20 protein-coding genes and 1 pseudogene are annotated in these 19,127 nt (G+C 71.7%); 10 read left to right on the forward strand and 11 right to left on the reverse strand.

Going from position 1 to position 19,127, the window contains the following annotated elements; translation table 11 throughout:
• Positions 1 to 5: 5 nt before the first annotated feature.
• The 3 genes from sepH to QNA09_RS03940 all read right to left on the reverse strand — a co-directional run bounded on the left by sepH (position 6) and on the right by QNA09_RS03940 (position 3,502).
• On the reverse strand, positions 6 to 893 hold the full coding sequence (sepH, locus tag QNA09_RS03930) for a septation protein SepH (RefSeq protein ID WP_174557554.1): 888 nt from the start codon (positions 891 to 893) through the stop codon (positions 6 to 8).
• A 243-nt stretch (positions 894 to 1,136) separates the two neighbouring features.
• Positions 1,137 to 2,258: a phosphoserine transaminase gene (gene serC, locus QNA09_RS03935; protein ID WP_017679369.1), complete on the reverse strand. Its 1,122-nt coding sequence runs from the start codon at positions 2,256 to 2,258 to the stop codon at positions 1,137 to 1,139.
• Between the two features lie 116 nt (positions 2,259 to 2,374).
• A complete protein-coding gene (locus tag QNA09_RS03940; protein WP_017679370.1) occupies positions 2,375 to 3,502 on the reverse strand; it encodes a citrate synthase 2 in 1,128 nt (375 codons plus the stop codon).
• 245 nt (positions 3,503 to 3,747) lie between these two features.
• On the opposite strand from QNA09_RS03940, the gene pdxH reads away from it, so the two are divergent.
• The 3 genes from pdxH to QNA09_RS03955 all read left to right on the forward strand — a co-directional run bounded on the left by pdxH (position 3,748) and on the right by QNA09_RS03955 (position 6,041).
• The gene (gene pdxH / locus QNA09_RS03945; RefSeq protein WP_040274356.1) at positions 3,748 to 4,401 is read left to right on the forward strand and encodes a pyridoxamine 5'-phosphate oxidase; all 654 of its coding nucleotides are present in this window, start codon (positions 3,748 to 3,750) and stop codon (positions 4,399 to 4,401) included.
• On the forward strand, positions 4,398 to 5,666 hold the full coding sequence (locus QNA09_RS03950; protein WP_040274276.1) for an MFS transporter: 1,269 nt from the start codon (positions 4,398 to 4,400) through the stop codon (positions 5,664 to 5,666). The genes pdxH and QNA09_RS03950 overlap by 4 nt, the downstream gene beginning before the upstream one ends.
• 87 nt (positions 5,667 to 5,753) lie before the next feature.
• Positions 5,754 to 6,041, forward strand: coding sequence for a hypothetical protein (locus QNA09_RS03955; RefSeq protein WP_017679372.1), 288 nt, complete (start codon positions 5,754 to 5,756; stop codon positions 6,039 to 6,041).
• Between the two features lie 100 nt (positions 6,042 to 6,141).
• Here QNA09_RS03955 and QNA09_RS03960 read toward each other — a convergent pair whose 3' ends face one another.
• Complete coding sequence (locus tag QNA09_RS03960; RefSeq protein WP_026137454.1) at positions 6,142 to 7,059, reverse strand: MBL fold metallo-hydrolase; 918 nt, start codon at positions 7,057 to 7,059, stop codon at positions 6,142 to 6,144.
• Between the two features lie 130 nt (positions 7,060 to 7,189).
• Between QNA09_RS03960 and QNA09_RS03965 the strand changes: the two genes are divergently transcribed.
• The 4 genes and pseudogenes from QNA09_RS03965 to QNA09_RS03980 all read left to right on the forward strand — a co-directional run bounded on the left by QNA09_RS03965 (position 7,190) and on the right by QNA09_RS03980 (position 10,478).
• Positions 7,190 to 8,128 carry an aldose 1-epimerase family protein gene (locus QNA09_RS03965; protein ID WP_017679374.1) on the forward strand — a complete coding sequence of 313 codons (939 nt, stop codon included), beginning with the start codon at positions 7,190 to 7,192 and terminating at the stop codon, positions 8,126 to 8,128.
• A gap of 299 nt (positions 8,129 to 8,427) precedes the next feature.
• Positions 8,428 to 9,726 (forward strand): citrate synthase, encoded by a 1,299-nt coding sequence (locus tag QNA09_RS03970; RefSeq protein WP_040274279.1) that lies wholly within the window; start codon positions 8,428 to 8,430, stop codon positions 9,724 to 9,726.
• Between the two features lie 26 nt (positions 9,727 to 9,752).
• A pseudogene (locus QNA09_RS03975) lies at positions 9,753 to 10,103 on the forward strand (FKBP-type peptidyl-prolyl cis-trans isomerase); the annotation flags it as partial.
• A gap of 21 nt (positions 10,104 to 10,124) precedes the next feature.
• On the forward strand, positions 10,125 to 10,478 hold the full coding sequence (locus tag QNA09_RS03980) for an FKBP-type peptidyl-prolyl cis-trans isomerase (protein WP_371851027.1): 354 nt from the start codon (positions 10,125 to 10,127) through the stop codon (positions 10,476 to 10,478).
• 73 nt (positions 10,479 to 10,551) lie between these two features.
• On the opposite strand, the gene QNA09_RS03985 is transcribed toward QNA09_RS03980, so the two are convergent.
• The 4 genes from QNA09_RS03985 to QNA09_RS04000 form a co-directional block, all read right to left on the reverse strand.
• The gene (locus QNA09_RS03985) at positions 10,552 to 10,839 is read right to left on the reverse strand and encodes a hypothetical protein (protein WP_010593137.1); all 288 of its coding nucleotides are present in this window, start codon (positions 10,837 to 10,839) and stop codon (positions 10,552 to 10,554) included.
• 88 nt (positions 10,840 to 10,927) lie between these two features.
• On the reverse strand, positions 10,928 to 12,250 hold the full coding sequence (locus QNA09_RS03990; protein WP_010593136.1) for a sensor histidine kinase KdpD: 1,323 nt from the start codon (positions 12,248 to 12,250) through the stop codon (positions 10,928 to 10,930).
• Positions 12,247 to 12,942 carry a response regulator transcription factor gene (locus QNA09_RS03995; RefSeq protein ID WP_017679378.1) on the reverse strand — a complete coding sequence of 232 codons (696 nt, stop codon included), beginning with the start codon at positions 12,940 to 12,942 and terminating at the stop codon, positions 12,247 to 12,249. Before QNA09_RS03995 ends, QNA09_RS03990 begins: the two co-directional genes overlap by 4 nt.
• Entirely contained in the window at positions 12,939 to 13,568 is a 630-nt protein-coding gene (locus QNA09_RS04000; RefSeq protein WP_017679379.1) for a TetR/AcrR family transcriptional regulator, read from the reverse strand. Before QNA09_RS04000 ends, QNA09_RS03995 begins: the two co-directional genes overlap by 4 nt.
• Before the next feature lie 104 nt (positions 13,569 to 13,672).
• Between QNA09_RS04000 and QNA09_RS04005 the strand changes: the two genes are divergently transcribed.
• The gene (locus QNA09_RS04005; protein WP_040274284.1) at positions 13,673 to 15,472 is read left to right on the forward strand and encodes an acyl-CoA dehydrogenase; all 1,800 of its coding nucleotides are present in this window, start codon (positions 13,673 to 13,675) and stop codon (positions 15,470 to 15,472) included.
• 35 nt (positions 15,473 to 15,507) lie between these two features.
• Here the strand turns inward: QNA09_RS04005 and QNA09_RS04010 are convergent, their stop codons facing one another.
• A complete protein-coding gene (locus QNA09_RS04010) occupies positions 15,508 to 16,095 on the reverse strand; it encodes a dihydrofolate reductase family protein (RefSeq protein WP_010593132.1) in 588 nt (195 codons plus the stop codon).
• A gap of 81 nt (positions 16,096 to 16,176) precedes the next feature.
• On the opposite strand from QNA09_RS04010, the gene QNA09_RS04015 reads away from it, so the two are divergent.
• A complete protein-coding gene (locus QNA09_RS04015; protein WP_010593131.1) occupies positions 16,177 to 16,791 on the forward strand; it encodes a TetR/AcrR family transcriptional regulator in 615 nt (204 codons plus the stop codon).
• Here the strand turns inward: QNA09_RS04015 and QNA09_RS04020 are convergent.
• Positions 16,760 to 17,248 carry a CinA family protein gene (locus QNA09_RS04020; protein ID WP_010593130.1) on the reverse strand — a complete coding sequence of 163 codons (489 nt, stop codon included), beginning with the start codon at positions 17,246 to 17,248 and terminating at the stop codon, positions 16,760 to 16,762. The two genes, QNA09_RS04015 and QNA09_RS04020, sit on opposite strands and share 32 nt — an antisense overlap.
• An 80-nt stretch (positions 17,249 to 17,328) precedes the next feature.
• Between QNA09_RS04020 and QNA09_RS04025 the strand changes: the two genes are divergently transcribed.
• Positions 17,329 to 18,369, forward strand: a complete 1,041-nt coding sequence (locus QNA09_RS04025; protein ID WP_048772329.1) for a YbdK family carboxylate-amine ligase — start codon at positions 17,329 to 17,331, stop codon at positions 18,367 to 18,369.
• Here QNA09_RS04025 and QNA09_RS04030 read toward each other — a convergent pair.
• Positions 18,344 to 19,096, reverse strand: a complete 753-nt coding sequence (locus QNA09_RS04030) for a pyrimidine reductase family protein (RefSeq protein WP_010593128.1) — start codon at positions 19,094 to 19,096, stop codon at positions 18,344 to 18,346. The two genes, QNA09_RS04025 and QNA09_RS04030, sit on opposite strands and share 26 nt — an antisense overlap.
• Positions 19,097 to 19,127: the final 31 nt, after the last annotated feature.

The raw sequence follows: 19,127 nt of genomic DNA on the forward strand, positions 1-19,127 counted from the left end.
GGTCCTCAGCCGCGCCCGTTGCTGCGCACGCCGAGCAGCACGTCGTCCCACGAGGGGAGGGCGGGCTTGCCGCGCTTGTCCTTACCCGGATTCTGCTGCGGCGCCAGCTTCGGCCGGTCCTCCTCCACGTCGGGCTCGGGCAGACGCGCCGCCGCGGGACGGACCTCCTCGACCTCGGCGTCGATGACCGCGGGCGGCGGTTCGAGGGTGATCGTCTCGGCGACGACGTCCTCCCGCTCGGACCCGTCGTTGTCGCCGGTGTCGTCGACATCGCGCGCCGTGTACACCGGTGTGAGGCAGCGCAGCGGCCGCCCGCAGTCCGGATCGATCAGCTCGGTGGCGGTGTCGTCGAGCGGGAGGATCGTCCCGCCGTGGGCGTCGGGCTGGTAGCGCCAGTGCGCGGCGTTGGTGGACCGGCCGGCGTCCCACTGCAATTGGGCCACCCAGTGACCCTCGTCGTCGCGCCACGCGTCCCAGGTGGCGGCGTCGATGCTGTGCCCGCGTGCCCGGAAGGCCTGGGCGACGATCTCGGCGAGGGTGTGCACGGCCGGGCCGTCCGGACGCACCGGATGACCCTGCTGAGCCATCTCCGCCGCGCGGGAGCGCTCGAGCAGCACCGGGTAGGCGAACCGCTCCACCTTCGCGAGCGGGATCCCGGCCTCCTCGGCGACCTGCTCGACGGATGCGCCGGAGCGGATGCGGGCCTGGATCTCGCGGGGTCGCAGCTGACTGGCGGTCTCGATCTGGATCTGCCCGAGGCGGGCGAGGTCACCACGGGAGGCGGCGCGGAGCGTGTCGTCGATCGGGATGCGGAATCTGTCGCCGTTTTCGGGATCGGCGAGCACGACGTGCGTTCCGTCGGGCTCGAGGCCGACCACTCGAAGCTCTCGCACCATGACCTCCTCGCGGGGAATCGCGATTGACCCGCCCGACTGTAACGGACTCGTGATGCCTGCGGAGCAGGACACGCCGACACGCCGGGGGCCCGGTGGCGTGAATCCGCCGACGTGGCGCTATTGTCCAAGGTTTCCCCGAAAGTCTCGACTCGTTGTCGAGAGTTCGAGACGGCTCCGGGACGGCGAACGGGGCCGGACCCGACCCGGATCCGACCCCGCCCTCACGGTCGCGCGACCGATCTACATCCGGTCGACCACCCAGTCGATGCACTTGGTCAGCGCGGTGATGTCGTCGGGGTCGATTGCCGGGAACATGCCGACGCGCAGCTGGTTGCGGCCCAGCTTGCGGTAGGGCTCGGTGTCGACGATCCCGTTGGCGCGCAGGATCTTCGCAACCTGTGCGGCATCGACCGAGTCGGCGAAGTCGACGGTGCCGACCACCTGGGAGCGCAGCGCCGGATCGGCGACGAACGGGGTGGCGTACTCGGAGGCCTCGGCCCACGCGTACAGCCGCGACGACGAGTCCGCGGTCCGGGCCGTCGTCCAGGCCAGGCCGCCGTTGCCGTTCATCCACTCGATCTGGTCGGCCAGCAGCAGCAGCGTGCCCACCGCGGGGGTGTTGTACGTCTGATCCTTCGTGCTGTTGTCGACGGCGATCGGCAGCGACAGGAACTCGGGAGTGAAGCGGCCCGAGGCCTTGATCTCGTCCACCCGCGCCAGCGCGGCCGGGCTCATCAGGGCGATCCACAGGCCACCGTCGGCGGCGAAGCACTTCTGCGGCGCGAAGTAGTAGACGTCGAAGTCCTCCGCGGCGACGGGCAGGCCGCCGGCGCCGGACGTCGCGTCGATGGCGATCAAGGCGTTCTCGGAGCCGGCCGGGCGGGTGACCGGCACCGCGACACCGGTCGAGGTCTCGTTGTGGGCCCAGCCGATGAGGTCGGCCGATCCGTCGGCGACTATCTCCGGTGCGGTTCCCGGCGCGCTGTCCACCACGATCGGGTCACCGATCAGCGGGTTCTTCTTGGCGACCGTGGCGAACTTCGACGAGAACTCGCCGTAGGTGAAGTGCTGCGACTTCTCCCGGATCAGGCCGAACGCCGCGGCGTCCCAGAACGCGGTGGTGCCGCCGTTGCCGAGCACCACCTCGTAGCCGTCGGGCAGGGCGAACAGCTCGCGCAGTCCCGAGCGGATGCGGGCGACGACGTCCTTGACGGGCTTCTGCCGGTGGCTGGTACCGAACACCGAGGCACCGACCTCGACCAGGGACTGCAGCTGCTCGGGGCGAACCTTGGAGGGACCGCAGCCGAAGCGGCCGTCGGCGGGCTTGAGATCGGCGGGAATGATCGGTGTAGCGTCAGCCATCGGTATGCGTGTCCTAAACGTCGAGGAACGAGTGCACCGGTAGTCTAGACGGCCCCCGCCGGTCGGCCGGACGGACGGGCACCCGGTGCGGGGACCCGTCCGTCCGGCTCGGTGGATCAGTTGTGGGTGATCGAATCCCAGCCCTCGACGCTCTCCGGGCTGCGGGCGTCCGGGCCGGTGTAGATCGCGGCGGGGCGCACCAGCTTGCCCAGGCGCTTCTGCTCGAGGATGTGCGCGCACCAGCCGGCGGTGCGGCCGCAGGTGAACATCGCCGGCATCATCGCGGCCGGGACCTCGGCGAAGTCGAGGATCACCGCGGCCCAGAACTCGACGTTGGTCTCGATGGCCCGGTCGGGGCGACGCTCGCGCAGCTCGGCGAGGGCGGCCTGCTCGAGGGCGGCGGCGACCTCGTAGCGCGGCGCGTTCAGTCGCTTCGCGGTGTCGCGCAGCACCCGGGCGCGGGGGTCCTCGGCGCGGTAGACGCGGTGCCCGAAGCCCATCAGCTTCTCCTTGCGGTCGAGGATGCCCTTGACCAGCGCGCGGGCGTCGCCGCTGCGTTCGGTCTCCTCGATCATCGGCAGCACGCGTGCCGGGGCCCCACCGTGCAGCGGGCCGGACATCGCGCCGACCGCACCGGACAGCGCGGCGGCGACGTCGGCGCCGGTGGAGGCGATGACGCGGGCGGTGAAGGTGGAGGCGTTCATGCCGTGCTCGGCGGCCGAGACCCAGTACGCGTCGATCGCGGCGACGTGGGCCGGGTCGGGTTCGCCCTTCCACCGCACCATGAACCGCTCGGTGACGGTCGCGGCCTCGTCGATGCGCTTCTGCGGCACGGCGGGCTGATAGATGCCGCGCGCGGACTGCGCGACGTACGACAGGGCCATCACGGCGGCGCGGGCGAGGTTCTCCCGCGCGGTGGCGTCGTCGATGTCGAGCAGCGGCTCGAAGCCCCAGATGGGGGCGAGCATCGCCAGGCCGGCCTGGACGTCGACACGGACGTCGCCGGTGTGGATCGGCAGCGGGAACGGCTCGGCCGGGGGCAGGCCCTGGCCGAACCTGCCGTCGACCAGCAGGGCCCACACGTCCCCGAACGTGACCCCGCGCGTGACGAGATCCTCGATGTCGACGCCGCGGTAGCGCAGCGAACCGCCGTCCTTGTCGGGTTCGGCGATATCACTGGTGAAGGCGACGACGCCTTCGAGGCCGGCGACGAAATCCTCGGGTACAGACGCGCGCGATGCCATGACGGTTGGGCTCTCCTCGTTCGGTGCAACCCGGTCCGGGCAGCACTGCCGGTGAAGCGGGACTCGGCGGATGTGATCGGCGCCCCACTCCGTTCGTCGGTGCGACTGTAGTCCCCCGGGCGGGAGGATCGGCGCCCGGATACCCGGGAGTAGTGTCCAGCATCGTGTCCACCGATCCACGGCCCGGCGCCGAGAACGCCGAGGGGCTGCCTCCGAGTGCGGCCGAGCACGCCGATCTGGCGTCGATGCGTGTCGACTACACCCCCGCGGGCCCTCAGGGCGCGTCCGCCGTCGACGAGGATCTCGAACCCGAGTGGCTCACCGACGGCTGGCTGCCGGTGCTGCGCCGCTGGCTCCGCGACGCCGCCGCGGCAGGACTGCCCGAACCGAATGCGATGGTCCTCGGCACCGTCGACGAGCACGGTCGGCCCGTGACCCGCACCGTGCTGTGCAAGGGAGTCGACGCGGACGGGGTCGCCTTCTTCACCAACTACGACTCCGACAAGGGCCGGCAACTCGCCGCGACGCCCTATGCGTCGGCCACGTTCACCTGGGTCCCGATCTTCCGCCAGGTCACCGTCCGCGGGCCCGTCGAGCGGGTCGGCGCGCAGGAGACCGCCGAGTACTGGCACTCGCGGCCTCGCGGCTCCCGCCTCGGCGCGTGGGCCTCGCAGCAGTCCCGGCCGATCGAGTCCCGGGCGGCGCTCGAGCATGCGCTCGTCGAGGTCGCCGAGCGCTACGGCATGGACGCCGAGATCCCGGTGCCGCCGCACTGGGGTGGACTGCGGATCCGCCCCGAGTCGGTCGAGTTCTGGCAGGGCCGGCCCAACCGTCTGCACAACCGGGTGCGGACCCGGCTGGTCGACGGGCGGTGGCTCACCGAGCGTCTGCAGCCGTGAGGCGGCTGCTCGCCGACACCACGCCGCTCGAGAACCGCGACTACCGCCGGTTGTGGACCGCCGGCATCGTCACGGTCGTCGGCGCCCAGCTCAGCGTCGTCGCGGTGCCGCAACAGATCTACGAGATCACCCGCAGCTCGGCGTACGTGGGTCTGACCGGTGTGTTCGCCCTCGTCCCGCTCGTGGTGTTCGGGCTGTGGGGCGGGGCGTTGGCCGACGTGATGGACCGGCGCCGGCTGCTCACCTTCACCACGCTCGGCATGGGTGTGACGTCGCTGCTGCTGTGGGCGCAGGCCGCCGCGGGCCTGGCGAACGTGTGGCTGGTGCTGGTGCTGTTGTCGCTGCAGCAGGCCTGCTTCGCGGTCAATCAGCCCACCCGCGGCGCGGTGATCCCGCGGCTCATCCCGAAAGGTCAACTGGCCGCCGCCAATTCGCTGAACATGACGGTGATGCAGTTCGGGGCGATCGCCGGGCCGCTGCTCGCGGGCGCCCTGATCCCCGTGCTCGGTCTGCCCACCCTGTACCTGATCGACACCGTCGCACTGCTCGCGACCCTGTGGGCGGTGCTCGCGCTGCCGCCGATCCCGCCGACCGGGCAGGCCCGGCGTGCCGGCCTGCGCGAGGTGCTCGACGGGTTCCGTTACCTCTCCACCCAGAAGATCCTGCTCGCCTCGTTCGTCGTCGACATCGTCGCGATGGTGTTCGGCATGCCGCGGGCCCTGTTCCCGCAGATCGCGCACGACTCGTTCGGTGACCCCGCCGAGGGCGGGTTCGCGCTCGGGCTGCTGTTCGCCGCGATGTCGGCCGGTGCGGTGCTCGGCGGGGTGTTCTCCGGCTGGTTGCCACGGGTGCGCCGGCAGGGGCTCGCGGTGATCGTGTGCATCGTCGCCTGGGGTCTGGCGATGGTCGGCTTCGGCGTCGCGGTGGGCCTCGCCGAACCGGGCGGCACCGCGGTGTGGCTGTGGATCGCCCTGGCGTTCCTCGCGTTCGGCGGCGCGGTCGACATGGTCTCCGCGGCGTTCCGCTCGACGATGCTGCAGTCCGTCGCCACCGACGAGATGCGGGGCCGGCTGCAGGGCGTGTTCATCGTCGTCGTCGCCGGCGGACCCCGCATCGGCGACGTCCTGCACGGCGGGGCGGCGGCGCTGGTGGGCACCGCGGTCGCCGCGGCGGGCGGCGGGGTCCTCGTCGTGGCCGGTGTGCTGGTGTGTGTGCTCGCCTTCCCCGCCTTCGTGCGGTACCGGGTGGACCGCACGATCCACTGACCCGTCCACCGACGGGGCACATGCGGTATCCACGCGGGCAGGGCACGATGGACGGACGTGATCGCACACCCTGACGCGGGAGTCGGTATGCCATCGAATCGTTTCGTCCGATCGCCGGACCGCAACGGAGCGGGGACCGCAGCCCTCGTCGCGGGCATCGTCGCCGCAGGGTGCGCCTTCGTCCCCTTCCTCGGTGATCTGGTCACGATCCCCGCGGGACTGGCTGCGGTGGTGTGCGGCTGGGTCGGCCTGGACCGGGTGGACAAGGGGTCGGCGACGAACCACGGGGAGGCCCTGGCGGGCGCGGTCCTGGGTATCGCGGCGCTGTTCGTGGTGTTCATCGTCTTCGCGGCCACTCACACTGCGGGCGGATGACCACCGGCACATTCGCGGAACCCGTCCCCACCTCTCACCGATCGGGGCCGGACCGCCTGCTCCCTCGGGGTGCCCGGATGGTCTCGGGTACGGAAATCCGTCACCGCCACGGATCCTCGCGCCGCCACACCTGCGGCAGATGCAGCTCCACCCCGTCGCGCTCGGCGAGCCGGCCGAGGACCCGCATGGTGACGTCGAGATCGTCCCCGGCGTAGGGCAGCGCGCGCAGCGGCCGGTCGAGCGGGCGGAAGAAGTCGTCCCAGTGCACGAGCACCACCCGTCGCGCTCCGACCGTGCCGACGGTCTCCGCCCAGTAGCTGCGGATGTACTCCTCGCTCTGCACCCCGAGTTGGCCGACGCCGAGATAGACGACCTCCGCGCGCCGGCCGGCCAGCGCCCCGGGCCGGAAACCGGCGCTGCCCTGGATCAGCAGGGACCGGCCGTCGGCGTGCGCGACGAACGTCGACCACGCCTCGCCGCACCGATAGCTCCCGGCCCGCGCGGGCGGGACGACGGGCGCGTCGATCGTGCCCGGGTACCGGTCCGGCGGACAGTGCTCGGACGCGACGAGCGTGACGGTGAACCCGCCGAACCGCAGCGGCTCGCCGGGCGTGGCGACGACTATCCGCTCCGGCGGGAGGCCGTGCCCGCGCCCGACGTTCGCCGTCGATTCGCCGCCGACGAGCACCGCGCCCGTCCGCTCGGCGACGGCCGCGGAGTCGAGCACGTGGTCGAAGTGGCTGTGGACGGGCAGGACGGCCGCGAGCCGCGTCGCGCCGGCCCGGGTCAGGCACGCGTCGATCCGGGCCGGGTCGGGTGCGAGCCGACCCAGCGCGACGGCGCCGAGACCCGGGCGGGTGAAGAAGCCGTCGGTCAGCAGCGCGTCGGTGCCGTCGTCGACGAGCAGGGTGGACACCCCGAGGAACGTCACGGCCGGGCGGGACGCCGCCGTCGCGGCGGGGACGTCGAACCGGTCGGCGTAGGCGGCGAGATCCGGGCGGCCGAGGCGCAGTCGCATCCGGTCATCGTAGGCGCGGAGGCGCACCGGCGGCCCGATCCGGCTCGGTGACACCACCGCGATCGGCGAGGTCGCCGCCGTGATCGGCGAATCCCCGACCTGCCGCGCCCGTCCGCGGGAGACTGGGCCCATGTCCGATCCGACGAACTACCGGATCCGAAGGGGCGGGTACCGCGCGGAGGTATCCAGCTCGGGGGCGGCGCTGCGGGCACTCGAGCACGAATCGCCGGACGGGCCGTACCCGCTGACGGAGAGCTGGCCGGCGAACGAGCGGCCCCCGCTGCGCTCCGGCACGGTGCTCGCCCCGTGGCCGAACCGCATCCGGGACGGGCACTTCTACTTCGACGGCATCGAGCATCAGCTCGCGCTCACCGAACCCGAACGCGGCAACGCGGTGCACGGATTCGCCTGGCATCGAGACTGGGTCCTGGTTTCCCACAACGACTTCCGCGTCGAGCAGAAGCTGGACGTGGGACTGCACAAGGGGTGGCCGTACCAGCTGCGGCTCACCGTGACCCACGAGGTGGGCGACGACGGCCTCACCGTCACGCACACCGCCACCAACATCGGCGGCTACCACTCGCCGTTCGGGCTCGGCGTGCATCCGTACGTCCGGGCAGGCGCCGCGCCGCTCGACGAGTGCACGCTCCGCCTGGCCGCCGGCACCCGGCTGCCGCTCGATCCCGGGCGCGGACTGCCGAACGCGTACTCGCAGCCGGTCGAGGGCACCGAGTTCGACTTCACCTCGCCGCGGCCGCTGCGCGGAGTCGAGCTCGACCTTCCGTACAGCGCGCTGGACGTGGACGTGGATGGCCGGTCCCGGCACGACCTGCGGGGCCCGGACGGGCGGGGGGTGCGGTTGTGGGCCGGGCGCGAGTTCGGCTGGCTGCAGGTGTTCACCGCCGGCGCCGTCCCCGAACTCGAGTATCCGGGACGGGGGCGGGCGCTGGCGCTCGAACCGATGACGTGCCCGCCGGACGCCTTCAACCTCGGCATCGATCTCGTCGTGCTGCAACCCGGGCAGACGTGGACGGGGCGGTGGGGCCTGACCGCCCTGCCGTCCGCATGACGGGATCCTGCACCGCCGTCCGCAGGACGGGATCCTGCACCGCCGGTGCGCCGCTGCCCGGACACGCGGACGGGTGCTCACCGCGCCGGCGGCGGGAACGTGATATGCAATATCGACGCAGGTGAGCGCCGTGCCGGAGGGGGCATTCGGACGCTCCGGCGTGCGCGCGGCGCGGCGCCGCGCCGGCCCGATCGGGGACCTTCGACGGACCCTCCCTGGGCACATGGCCTGCGCAAGGGCTAGGTTCTACGTGAATGTTCGGAAGAATCGCGTTGATCTGAGCTTGAGAGGGATCCTTCGTGCCCGCTGAGAATGACACCCGACCCACCCTCAGCTACCCCGGTGGCGAGCACACAATGTCTATCGCCAAGGCGACGGAAGGCAACGACGGCATCGAGCTGGGCAAGCTCCTTGCAGAGACCGGGTACACCACCCTTGACCCCGGTTTCGTCAACACCGCCTCCACCACGTCGGCCATCACCTTCATCGACGGGGAGAAAGGCATCCTGCGCTACCGCGGATACCCCATCGAGCAGCTGGCGGAGAAGTCCACCTTCATCGAGGTCAGCTACCTGCTGATCTACGGCGAGCTGCCCACCGCGGAGCAGCTCGAGGTCTTCACCGACAAGATCCGCCGGCACACGCTGCTGCACGAGGATCTCAAGCGCTTCTTCGACGGCTTCCCGCGCAACGCGCACCCGATGCCCGTCGTCTCCAGCGCCGTCAACGCGCTCTCGGCGTACTACCAGGATGCGCTCGATCCCGACGACCCGGAGCAGGTGGAGCTGTCCACCATCCGGCTGATGGCCAAGCTGCCGACCATCGCGGCCTACGCCTACAAGAAGTCGGTCGGCCAGCCGTTCCTGTACCCGGACAACTCGCTGAACCTGGTCGAGAACTTCCTGCGCATGACCTTCGGTTTCCCGGCCGAGCCGTACCAGGTCGATCCCGAGATCGCCCAGGCCCTCGACATGCTGCTGATCCTGCACGCCGACCACGAGCAGAACTGCTCGACCTCCACGGTGCGCCTCGTCGGTTCGTCCGACGCCAACCTGTTCACCTCGATCTCCGGCGGCATCAACGCGCTGTGGGGCCCGCTGCACGGCGGCGCCAACCAGGCCGTGCTCGAGATGCTCGACGCGATCAAGACCGGCGGCGGCGACGTCAAGGAGTTCGTCCGCAAGGTCAAGAACAAGGAAGACGGCGTCAAGCTCATGGGCTTCGGACACCGCGTCTACCGGAACTACGACCCGCGCGCGGCGATCGTGAAGAAGACCGCCGACAGCCTGCTCGCCAAGCTGGGTGGCGACGACGATCTGCTGCAGATCGCGCAGGCCCTCGAGGAGGCCGCGCTCACCGACGACTACTTCATCGAGCGCAAGCTGTACCCGAACGTCGACTTCTACACCGGCCTGATCTACCGGGCGATGGGCTTCCCCACCCGGATGTTCACGGTGCTGTTCGCGCTCGGCCGCCTGCCGGGCTGGATCGCGCACTGGCGCGAGATGCACTCCGACCCGAGCCTCAAGATCGGCCGCCCGCGGCAGATCTACACCGGTTACACCGAGCGCGACTACAGCAGCATCGACGCGCGCTGACCCGTCCCCTACCGGAAGACCGACACATGAGTAGCAAGCCCGAGATCGAATTCCAGGAAGGCCCCGCCCCGACCGGTCTGGTCGTCAAGGACCTCACCGTCGGCGACGGCGCCGAGGCGACGCCCGGGGCCAAGGTCGAGGTCCACTACGTCGGCGTCGAGTTCGACTCCGGCGAGGAGTTCGACTCGTCGTGGAGCCGGGGCGAGTCCATCACCTTCCCGCTCAGCGGCCTGATCGCCGGCTGGCAGGAGGGCATCCCCGGCATGCGGGTCGGTGGCCGCCGTCAGCTGACGATCCCGCCGGAGATGGCGTACGGCCCGGCCGGTTCGGGGCACCGCCTCGCCGGCAAGACCCTGGTGTTCGTCATCGACCTGCTCGACGTGGAGGCCAAGCCCGAGGTGCCGGAGATCGAACCGGCCACCGGGCCGGCTCCCGCCGAACTCGTGATCGAGGACATCACCGTCGGTGACGGCACCGAGGCGCAGCCCGGTGCGGTCGTCGACGTGCACTACCACGGCGTCGAGTACGACACGAACGACGTGTTCGACTCGTCGTTCGCCCGCGGCGAGTCCGTCAAGTTCCCGCTCGGCCGCCTCATTCCCGGCTGGCAGGAGGGCATCCCCGGCATGAAGGTCGGCGGTCGCCGCAAGCTGACGGTGCCCCCGCAGCTCGCCTACGGTCCGGCCGGGTCCGGGCACCCGCTCGGCGGCAAGACCCTCGTCTTCGTCATCGACCTCCTCGGCACCGAGTAGGTCTGCGCACGGCCGGAGCCCCGCACCGCTTTTCGCGCTGCGGGGCTCCGTCGCATCCGGGGGTCCCGGTGGGTCAGTGCCGGACGAAGGGAGTGGGGGCGATGTCGCCGCTGTCGAGGAAGTGCCACTGATCGTCGCTGCGGCAGATCCGCCCGTCGAACCGGGACCCGGGGCTGCGGAACTCGGTGCGCAGGAATTTGCCGTTCCGGTCGAAATGCGTGATCGCGCAACCACGGTCGCGACGGTCGTGGCGATCGTGGTCGTCGTGGTGGTCCGAGGACGCGGCCGCCGTCCCGGCGCCGCCGAAGACGGGCAGGGCGATCAGCGCGGCGGTGACGATCAGCTTGCGGCTCTTCGACATTCGGATCTCCTGGGATCGGTGGAGGGGATGCATACGATCCTGCGCCCGCCCCGTCCCGTGTCGTAGGGACCCGAGGGGTGGAATACGGTCACCCCGCGGCGAACCGCACCGTCAGCCGCGCCCCGCCGAGCGGGCTCTCCTCCAGCCGCGCCGTACCGCCGTGCAACGCCGCCTGCTGCGCCACGAGCGCCAGGCCCAGCCCCGAACCGCCCCGGGCGGCGCCGCTGCCCCGGCGGAACCGTTCGAACACCGCGCCGCGCTCACCGGCCGGCACCCCGCGGCCGTCGTCGTCGACGGTGAGCACGGTGTCGGTGCCGTCGGCGGTGACCGCCAGCCGGATCCGGCGGGCGCGGCCGTGCCGTACCGAGTTGGCCACGGCATTGTCGACGACGAGCCGCAGCCCGCTCGGCAGCGCCCGGATCTCGCGCCCCGTCTCGCCGACCACCTCGATCTGCACGCCGGGATGCCGGCTCGTCGCGTCGGCGGCCGCGGCGTCGCAGATCTCCACCGGGTCGGTGGGCACGAAGTCCCGCGAGGTGGACAGATCACCGCGGGCGAGCCGCTCGAGGTCGTCGAGCGTGGATTCGACACGGCTCTGCATCCGGGTGAGGTCGCCGAGGATCTCGGTGCGTTCCTCGGCGCTCAGGACGTCACCGGCCGGGTCCAGGGTGGAGAGGACCTCGAGGTCGGTGCGCATCGCGGTCAGCGGGGTCCGCAGCTCGTGAGCGGCGGCGGCCGCGAAGTCCCGCGCCGTGGCGAGAGCGGCGTCGGTGGCGGCCTGGGCGCGGGCGACGTCGCTGAGCATGTCGCCGGCTGCGGCAGCGAGTTCGTCGGCCTCGCGGATGCCGGAGCGCCGCGGCTCGAGGGTGGGTGCGCGGGCCACGATCCGGCGGGTGAGGTCGACCAGGGGTCGCACGGCGCGGCCCCCGAAGATCCAGCCGAGGGCCGTCGCGACCGCGACGGCGATCGCACCGGCGACGGCGAGCTGCCGGTGCTGCTCGGTCGTGATGTCCTGCGCCTCGGCATAGGGCACCGCGACGGACAGGAGCGAGGGCAGCCGGTCGGTCGGCGCGGTGTACGTCCGGTAGGCGGTGCCGCCGAGATCGACGGTGTGGGCGCCGGGGGAGAGGGCGGGTAGTTCGGTCGGGGTGCTGCTGAGCAGCCCTCCGGATTCGGTGCGGATGGTGACGGCGAAGGCTCCGGCGTCACCCAGCGCGGGCAGGAACAGGCCGGCGGTCCCGGCATTGGCGACCAGTACCTGCGTGGCCGTCTCGAGGCGGCGGTCGAGCTGCGCGAGGTTGTTCCGGGTGATGGCCAGGGCGACGAGCACACCCAGCACCGCGACGACGAGCGTGGTGCCGAGCGCGGTGGCCGCGGCGACCCGCGCCCGCAGCGAGAAGCGGTGCGTCACGCCGCATCCCGCAGCACGAAGCCCACCCCGCGCACGGTGTGCAGCAGCCGCGGCCGCCCCCCGGCCTCGAGTTTGCGGCGCAGGTACCCGACGAACACGTCGACGACGTTGGTGTCCGCGTCGAAGTCGTAGCCCCACACGAGGGCCAGCAGCCGGTCGCGGCTCAGGACGATGCCCGCGTTGCGGGCGAGCACCTCGAGCAGTTCGAACTCGCGCTTGGTCAGCTCCACCTCGGTGCCGTCGATGCGCGCCCGGCGGCCCGCGGTGTCGAGCTCGAGCCCGCCGGCCCGGACGACGGAGCCGGCGCCGGGGGTGCCGGGCGCGCTGCGCCGCAGCATCGCCCGGATCCGTGCCACGAGCTCGGCGAGCACGAACGGCTTCGTCAGGTAGTCGTCGGCGCCGGACTCGAGTCCCGCGATGCGGTCGCCGACGGTGCTGCGGGCGCTGAGCACACAGATCGGGATGTCGTTGCCGTTCGAGCGCAGAGCGGTGACCACCCCGGTGCCGTCGAGGACCGGCATGTTCATGTCGAGCACCATCGCGTCCGGCCGCCGGCGCGCGACGACCTCGAGCGCCTGTGTCCCGGTCGCGGCGGTGAGCACGTCGAAGCCGGACAGGCGCAGCCCCCGCTGCAGGGAGGACAGGACGTCCTCGTCGTCGTCGACGACGAGGACGGTGGCTGGTTCGATCACTCCTGCATTGTGCCCGCGCCGAGCATGCCGAGGACGAGCTCGACGTAGTTGCCGGCCAGGGCGTCGACGTCGATGCGGCCGGGCTGGTACCAGCGGGCGACGTCGATGCCGAGCGACAGGATCGCCAGGGCGGTGGTCGGCACGTCCCGGACGGCGAAGGCCCCGGCCGCGATGCCGTGCTCGATCTCGGCGCGGATCACAGCATCGGTGTCGCGGCGGATCGCGGCGATCGTCCGGTAGTGCTCCGGGGTGAGGGCGTGCAGTTCGTACTGCGACACCCGGCAGACGGTGTGGTGCACCGCGTGGGTGCGGACGAAGCCGTCCACGATCGCCCGCATCCGGCCGGCCGGGTCGGTGGCGGAGGCGGCGGCGGCGACGACGGCGTCGAGGACGTGCTGATGCCCGATGCGGCTGACCTCGAACAGCACCTCCTCCTTGGACTTGAAGTGCACGTACAGCGCGGCCGGGCTCAGGCCGGCGCCGACGGAGATGTCACGGGTGGTGGTGGCGTGGTAGCCGCGGCGGGCGAAGGACTCCACGGCCGAGCCGATGAGACGACGCGCGACGTCGGATTCGACCTCGGTGAAGATGCCGGCGAGGTCGTCGGTGATGGGCGTGTCGATCATGCTGGGTTCTCTCCGTCGCCGTGCTGGTCCGTTGACATCATGCACCGTCGTTGCTCTACTAAGTGAGCGCTTAGTGAATCTGCGGCCCTGTGAAAGGAACCTCCATGCCCGCTCCCGTCCTGTCCCGGCGTGACCTCGACTTCCTGCTCTACGAATGGCTGGACGTCGAGTCGCTCACCGCACGCGGCCGGTTCGCCGAGCACTCGCGGGAGACGTTCGACGCCGTCCTCGACCTCAGTGCGGACTTGGCTACCAAGCACTTCGCGCCGCACAACAAGAAGGCGGACGCCCAGGAGCCTCGGATCGGCGCCGACGGCAGGGTCGAGATCATCCCCGAGGTCAAAGCGGCCCTGGAGCTGTTCGCCAAGGCCGGGCTCATCGGCTCCTCCTTCGACGAGGAACTCGGCGGCATGCAGTTGCCGGTCACCGTGCTGCGGGCGGCGATGGCCTGGTTCCAGGCCGCCAACGCAGGCACCTCGTCGTATCCGTTCCTCACCGTCGGCAACGCCAACCTCATCGCCACTCACGGCAGCGAGGAGCAGATCGCCACGTACGTGCCGTCGCTGCTCGAGGGCCGGTTCTTCGGCACCATGTGCCTGTCCGAGCCGCAGGCCGGCTCGTCGCTGGCGGACATCACCACCAGGGCCGTGCCGCAGGACGACGGCAGCTACCGGCTCACCGGCACCAAGATGTGGATCTCCGGCGGCGACCACGAACTGTCCGAGAACATCGTCCACCTCGTGCTCGCGAAGATCCCCGGCGGCCCGGCGGGGGTCAAGGGCATCTCGCTGTTCATCGTCCCGAAGATCCTCGTCGGCGCGGACGGGCAGCTCGGTGAGCGCAACGACGTCGCCCTCGTCGGCCTCAACCACAAGATGGGCAACCGCGGCACCACCAACACGCTGCTGAACTTCGGCGACGGCACCTTCACCCCCGCGGGCCGCGCCGGCGCCGTCGGCTACCTGCTCGGCGAGCCGCACAAGGGCCTGTCGTACATGTTCCACATGATGAACGAGGCCCGCATCGGCGTGGGATTCCTCGCCACCTCGCTCGGCTACGCCGGCTATCTGCAGTCCCTCGAGTACGCCCGCACCCGCGCCCAGGGCCGCCCCCTCGGCGACAAGGACCCGTCGTCCCAGCCCGTACCGCTGATCGAGCACGCCGACGTACGCCGGATGCTGCTCGCCCAGAAGGCCTACGTCGAGGGCGCACTGGCGCTGGGGCTGTACTGCTCGCAGCTCGTCGACGAGCAGCAGACCGCCGAGGACGAGGACGCGCGCGCCCGAGCCGGGCTGTTGCTGGACATGCTCACACCCGTCGCGAAGTCCTGGCCGTCGCAGTGGTGCCTCGAGGCGAACAGCCTGGCGATCCAGGTGCACGGGGGTTACGGCTACACCCGCGAGTTCGACGTCGAGCAGTACTACCGGGACAACCGCCTCAACCCCATTCACGAAGGCACGCACGGCATCCAGGGGCTGGACCTGCTCGGGCGCAAGGTGGTCATGCAGGGCGGGGCGGGGCTGGCGCTGCTCGGCGAGACGATCGGACGCACCGTCGCGCGTGGCACGCAGGCCGGCGGCGACGCCGCTCGCTACGCCGAGCAGTTGCAGGCGGCGGTGACGCGGGTGGGCGCCGCCACCGCCCGGCTGTGGGGGACCGGCGATCCCGAACTGGCGCTGGCCAATTCGTCGGTGTACCTCGAGGCCGTCGGGCACGTGGTCGTCGCGTGGATGTGGCTCGAGCAGCTCCTCGCGGCCGGGTCCCGGGAGGGCGACTTCTACGACGGTAAGCGCGCCGCCGCCCGGTACTTCTTCGCATTCGAACTGCCGAAGACCGGTCCGCAGTTCGATCTGCTCGACAGCCTCGACCGAACCACGCTCGACGTACGGCCCACCTGGTTCTAGGAGGCGGCTGCGCCGCCGGTGTGCCTTTTGGGCGGTCAGGACCGCCCAAAAGGCACACCGGCCGCGAAGCGGCACACCGTCACTCCGCTGTCGAAGGTTCTCGTCTCGAGACGGTCGAAGCGGTGCGGCTCGAAACCGTGCCGGAACAACGGGATTCCGTCCCCGGCGACGATCGGGTGGACCTTGAGCACCAGCTCGTCGATCGCGGGCAGCAGCGCGCCGGCGAGCGAACCGCCGCCGCAGAGCCAGATGCCCAGCCCGTCTTGCTGTTTGAGGTCGCGCACGTACTCGAGCGGGTCGGTCGCGACGAGGGTCACCGTCTCGTCCGGCGCCTGCGTCATCGTCGTGGTGAACACGTACTGCTGCAGGTGCCGGTAGCCGCTCGTCCAGCCGGCGTCCCGGGCCGGCTCCCACGTGCGCCGGCCCATCACGACGGCGTCGAAGTGTTTCGGCGGCCCCTCGATGCCGAGCGACCCGCGGGCGGGCGTCGGGATCGTCTCGGGGAACTCCTGCACCTGGTAGTGCGCGTGGTCACCTTCGAGGGGGAAGAAGTCGTAGCCCCCGGCCGGGTCGGCGATGAAGCCGTCGAGCGTGGTCGCCACGTAGTAGGTCAGTTTTCGCACGGAAGCTCCTCGCGTCGTCGACTACAACACCTGTGGTGGTCAAACTACAACAGGTGTTGTGTTCGGTGCTAGGGTTTTTCCGTGGCAGCGAATCCGGAGCGCCGAGCCCAGCTCGCGGACGCCGGTCTGCGCGTACTCGGCGCGGACGGTGCCCGCAAGCTGACCCACCGCGCCGTCGACCGGGAAGCCGGGGTGCCCCTGGGCACCTGCGCGAACTACTTTCCGACACGGGACGAACTCCTCGGCGCCCTCGGCGCGCGGATCTTCGAGCGGCTCGCCCCCGAGCCGGACCGGCTCGAGTCGCTCGCCGGCCGGACTCCGGATGTCGACCTCTACGTCGACTACATGCGCTACCTCGTCGAGCGCACGACCGCCCAGCCGGACCTGACCGTCGCCCTGATGGAACTGCGCCTCGAATCCCGCCGAAGTCCCGGACTCGCCGAGGTGCTCGGCGCGACGCTCTCCCGCAACTACCGGCTCGACGTCGAGTTCAACGACGCGGCAGGACTACCCGCCACCGCGCTCGACGTCGCCCTGCTGCACTTCGCGATCGACGGGCTCCTGCTGGATCTGCTGACCACCTCGATCGGCGCCGACGCCACCCCGGACCAACTCGTCACCGCGCTCGTCACCCGGCTGCTCGCCCGGCCGGGCACCGGCCCCCTCAGCGCCCCACCCGCTCCGCGAGCAGAGTGAGCGCATGGAAGACCGTCTCGGCCAGCACCTCCTCGGGCTCGCCCGGGAAGAACTTCTCCTCGGCGTGCGTAGGCCCGCGCCCGGCCACCCCGAACCACACCGTCCCCGGCTCCTGCCCGTCCTGGCTGTCCGGGCCGCCCGCGCCCGTCACCGCCACCGCGACGTCGGCACCGAGCAGGTCGACCGTCGACTCGGCCATGGCGCGCGCCGCGGACTCGCACACCACCGGACCCTCCGGCACCCGCAGCAGCGAGTGCTTCACGTCCCGCGAGTAGGCGACGACCCCGCCCCGGAACCACTCGGCGCTGCCCGGCGCCGCGCCGAGCCGCGCGGCCAGGGCGCCGGAGGTGAGCGACTCGGCGCACGCGACGGTCAGGCCGCGGTCGGCGGCGAGTCCGCCGATCCGCTCCGCGGTGGCGCTGGACCGCGCCGAACCTTCGGGAACGTCGTCGGGCATGGGGAACTCCTTCCGCCGGATGCTGTCCGGACTGTACCGGCCGGCGTGTCGTCGCCGGCGGCAACGGGTAGCCCGCAACCATGAACTCCGAAACCTCCCGCCCGGATCCGGGCGCCGGCGTCACCATGGGCGTGGAGGAGGAGTTCCTGCTCGTGGACCCGGCGTCAGGCCGTCCCACACCGGGGTTCGACGCCCTGTACGAACAGCTTCCGCAGGTGCCCGGGGTGAACTTCGTCGGCGAGTTGCACCCGACCCAGATCGAGGCGGTGGGCGGGGTGTGCCGAACCCTCGACGACCTGCGGACCCAGCTGACCGCGTCCCGGTCCGCCCTCCACGGTGCCGCCCTCCGCTGCGGGATGCGCATTGCCGCCACCGGGGTGCCCGAACGCGACGCCGGCCCCGGCACCGTCGTCGGGACGGGGCGCCGGGCCGCCATCGCCGACCGGTACCGCGCGCTGGTCGACGACTACCATGCCTGCGGCTGCCACGTGCACGTCGGCGTCGCCGACCGGGACACCGCGGCCGCCGTGGTGAACCATCTGACCCCGTGGCTGCCCACCCTCGTCGCGCTCGGGGCCAACTCCCGGCGGCACGACGGGCGTGACACGGGATACGCGAGCTGGCGCATCGTGCAACAGAGCCGGTTTCCCGGTTTCGGCCTGCCCCCGTACCTGCGTTCGGCCCAGCACGCCGCGGACCTCGTCGCACGCCTGGTCGGCGCCGGGGTGCTGCTCGACTCGCGGATGACCTTCTGGCTTGCCCGGCCGTCGGTGCACGTGCCGACGGTGGAGATCCGCGCGGCCGACACCGCGGCCACGGTGGACGGCACGGTCGTGCAGGCCGCCCTGGTCCGGGGTCTGGTCGGCGCGGCGCTCGACGATCTGCGCCGTGGTGTCGAGGCGCAGGCCGTCGAACCGGAGGTCGGTGCGGCGGCGGTGTGGAGTGCCGCCCGGTACGGTCTCGAGGGTCCGGCGGTGGATGTGCACACCGGCGCCCGGATCCCGGCTCGGGACCTGCTCACCCGTCTGCTGGACCGCGTCGCACCGGTGCTGCGGACCCACGGTGACCTCGACGTGGTGCGCACACTCCTGCCTGTCACGTCCCGCGTACCCACCGCGTGAGCACGGTGCCGTCGTCGTCGGCGAGGATGTGGGCGGGCCGCATCGACGTCGGCGCCGTCCGCGGGGCGGTGGCGATCCGGCCCGCCGGGCCGGCGGCGAGCAGCGGCGCCAACGTCAGGCACAGGTCGTCGACCACGCCGTCGGCGATCAGCTGACCGAACAGCCGTGGCCCGCCCTCGCACAGCGCACGACTCCAGCCCGCCGCCGAGAGGGCGTCCCGCACCGCGTGCCCGTCGATCGAGTGCTCGGCGACCAGTCGCACGTCCGCACCGGCGGCGGCGAGGGCCCGGCGGCGTTCCTCCGGTGCCGTCTCGCACGTGAGGACGACCGGCGCGACGGTGGTGTCGGTGAACAAGCGGCAGTCGGGGTCGAGGTCGCACGTCGCGGTGACGACCGCGACCGGCGGAATCTCCGGCAGCCCCGCCTCGGCGCGGCGCGCGCGCAGTCCCCCGCTCGTGCGGGCGCCGCCGTAGTTCTCGCTGCGGACCGTGCCCGCGCCGACGACGATCACCTCGGCCAGCGCCCGCAACAGACCGAACACCTTCTTGTCCGACGGCGTGCCGAGCCCACCCGAGCGTCCCTCCACGGCGACGGCACCGTCGAGGGACGACACGAAGTTCACCCGCAGCCACGGGGAGGACAGGTCCGGCGGGTAGGCGTAGAGGGCCCGCAGCTCGTCGTCGTCGAGTGGACGGGCCGGGCAGGTCGGATCGTCGAGGCGCCGCATCGCTCGATCACACCACGCTCCGCCGCGGTCC

This window comes from Rhodococcus sp. AH-ZY2 (genome assembly GCF_030916465.1).
GTDB lineage: Bacteria > Actinomycetota > Actinomycetes > Mycobacteriales > Mycobacteriaceae > Rhodococcus > Rhodococcus ruber.

What these genes read in the sequence shown, in the direction of transcription:
- serC (WP_017679369.1), bottom strand. Translation starts at nt 2,258, where the DNA reads ATGGCTGACGCTACACCGATCATTCCCGCCGATCTCAAGCCCGCCGAC.
- QNA09_RS03940 (WP_017679370.1), bottom strand. Translation starts at nt 3,502, where the DNA reads ATGGCATCGCGCGCGTCTGTACCCGAGGATTTCGTCGCCGGCCTCGAA.
- pdxH (WP_040274356.1), top strand. Translation starts at nt 3,748, where the DNA reads ATGCGTGTCGACTACACCCCCGCGGGCCCTCAGGGCGCGTCCGCCGTC.
- QNA09_RS03955 (WP_017679372.1), top strand. Translation starts at nt 5,754, where the DNA reads ATGCCATCGAATCGTTTCGTCCGATCGCCGGACCGCAACGGAGCGGGG.
- QNA09_RS03960 (WP_026137454.1), bottom strand. Translation starts at nt 7,059, where the DNA reads ATGCGACTGCGCCTCGGCCGCCCGGATCTCGCCGCCTACGCCGACCGG.
- QNA09_RS03965 (WP_017679374.1), top strand. Translation starts at nt 7,190, where the DNA reads ATGTCCGATCCGACGAACTACCGGATCCGAAGGGGCGGGTACCGCGCG.
- QNA09_RS03985 (WP_010593137.1), bottom strand. Translation starts at nt 10,839, where the DNA reads ATGTCGAAGAGCCGCAAGCTGATCGTCACCGCCGCGCTGATCGCCCTG.
- QNA09_RS04000 (WP_017679379.1), bottom strand. Translation starts at nt 13,568, where the DNA reads ATGATCGACACGCCCATCACCGACGACCTCGCCGGCATCTTCACCGAG.
- QNA09_RS04005 (WP_040274284.1), top strand. Translation starts at nt 13,673, where the DNA reads ATGCCCGCTCCCGTCCTGTCCCGGCGTGACCTCGACTTCCTGCTCTAC.
- QNA09_RS04020 (WP_010593130.1), bottom strand. Translation starts at nt 17,248, where the DNA reads ATGCCCGACGACGTTCCCGAAGGTTCGGCGCGGTCCAGCGCCACCGCG.
- QNA09_RS04025 (WP_048772329.1), top strand. Translation starts at nt 17,329, where the DNA reads ATGAACTCCGAAACCTCCCGCCCGGATCCGGGCGCCGGCGTCACCATG.
- QNA09_RS04030 (WP_010593128.1), bottom strand. Translation starts at nt 19,096, where the DNA reads ATGCGGCGCCTCGACGATCCGACCTGCCCGGCCCGTCCACTCGACGAC.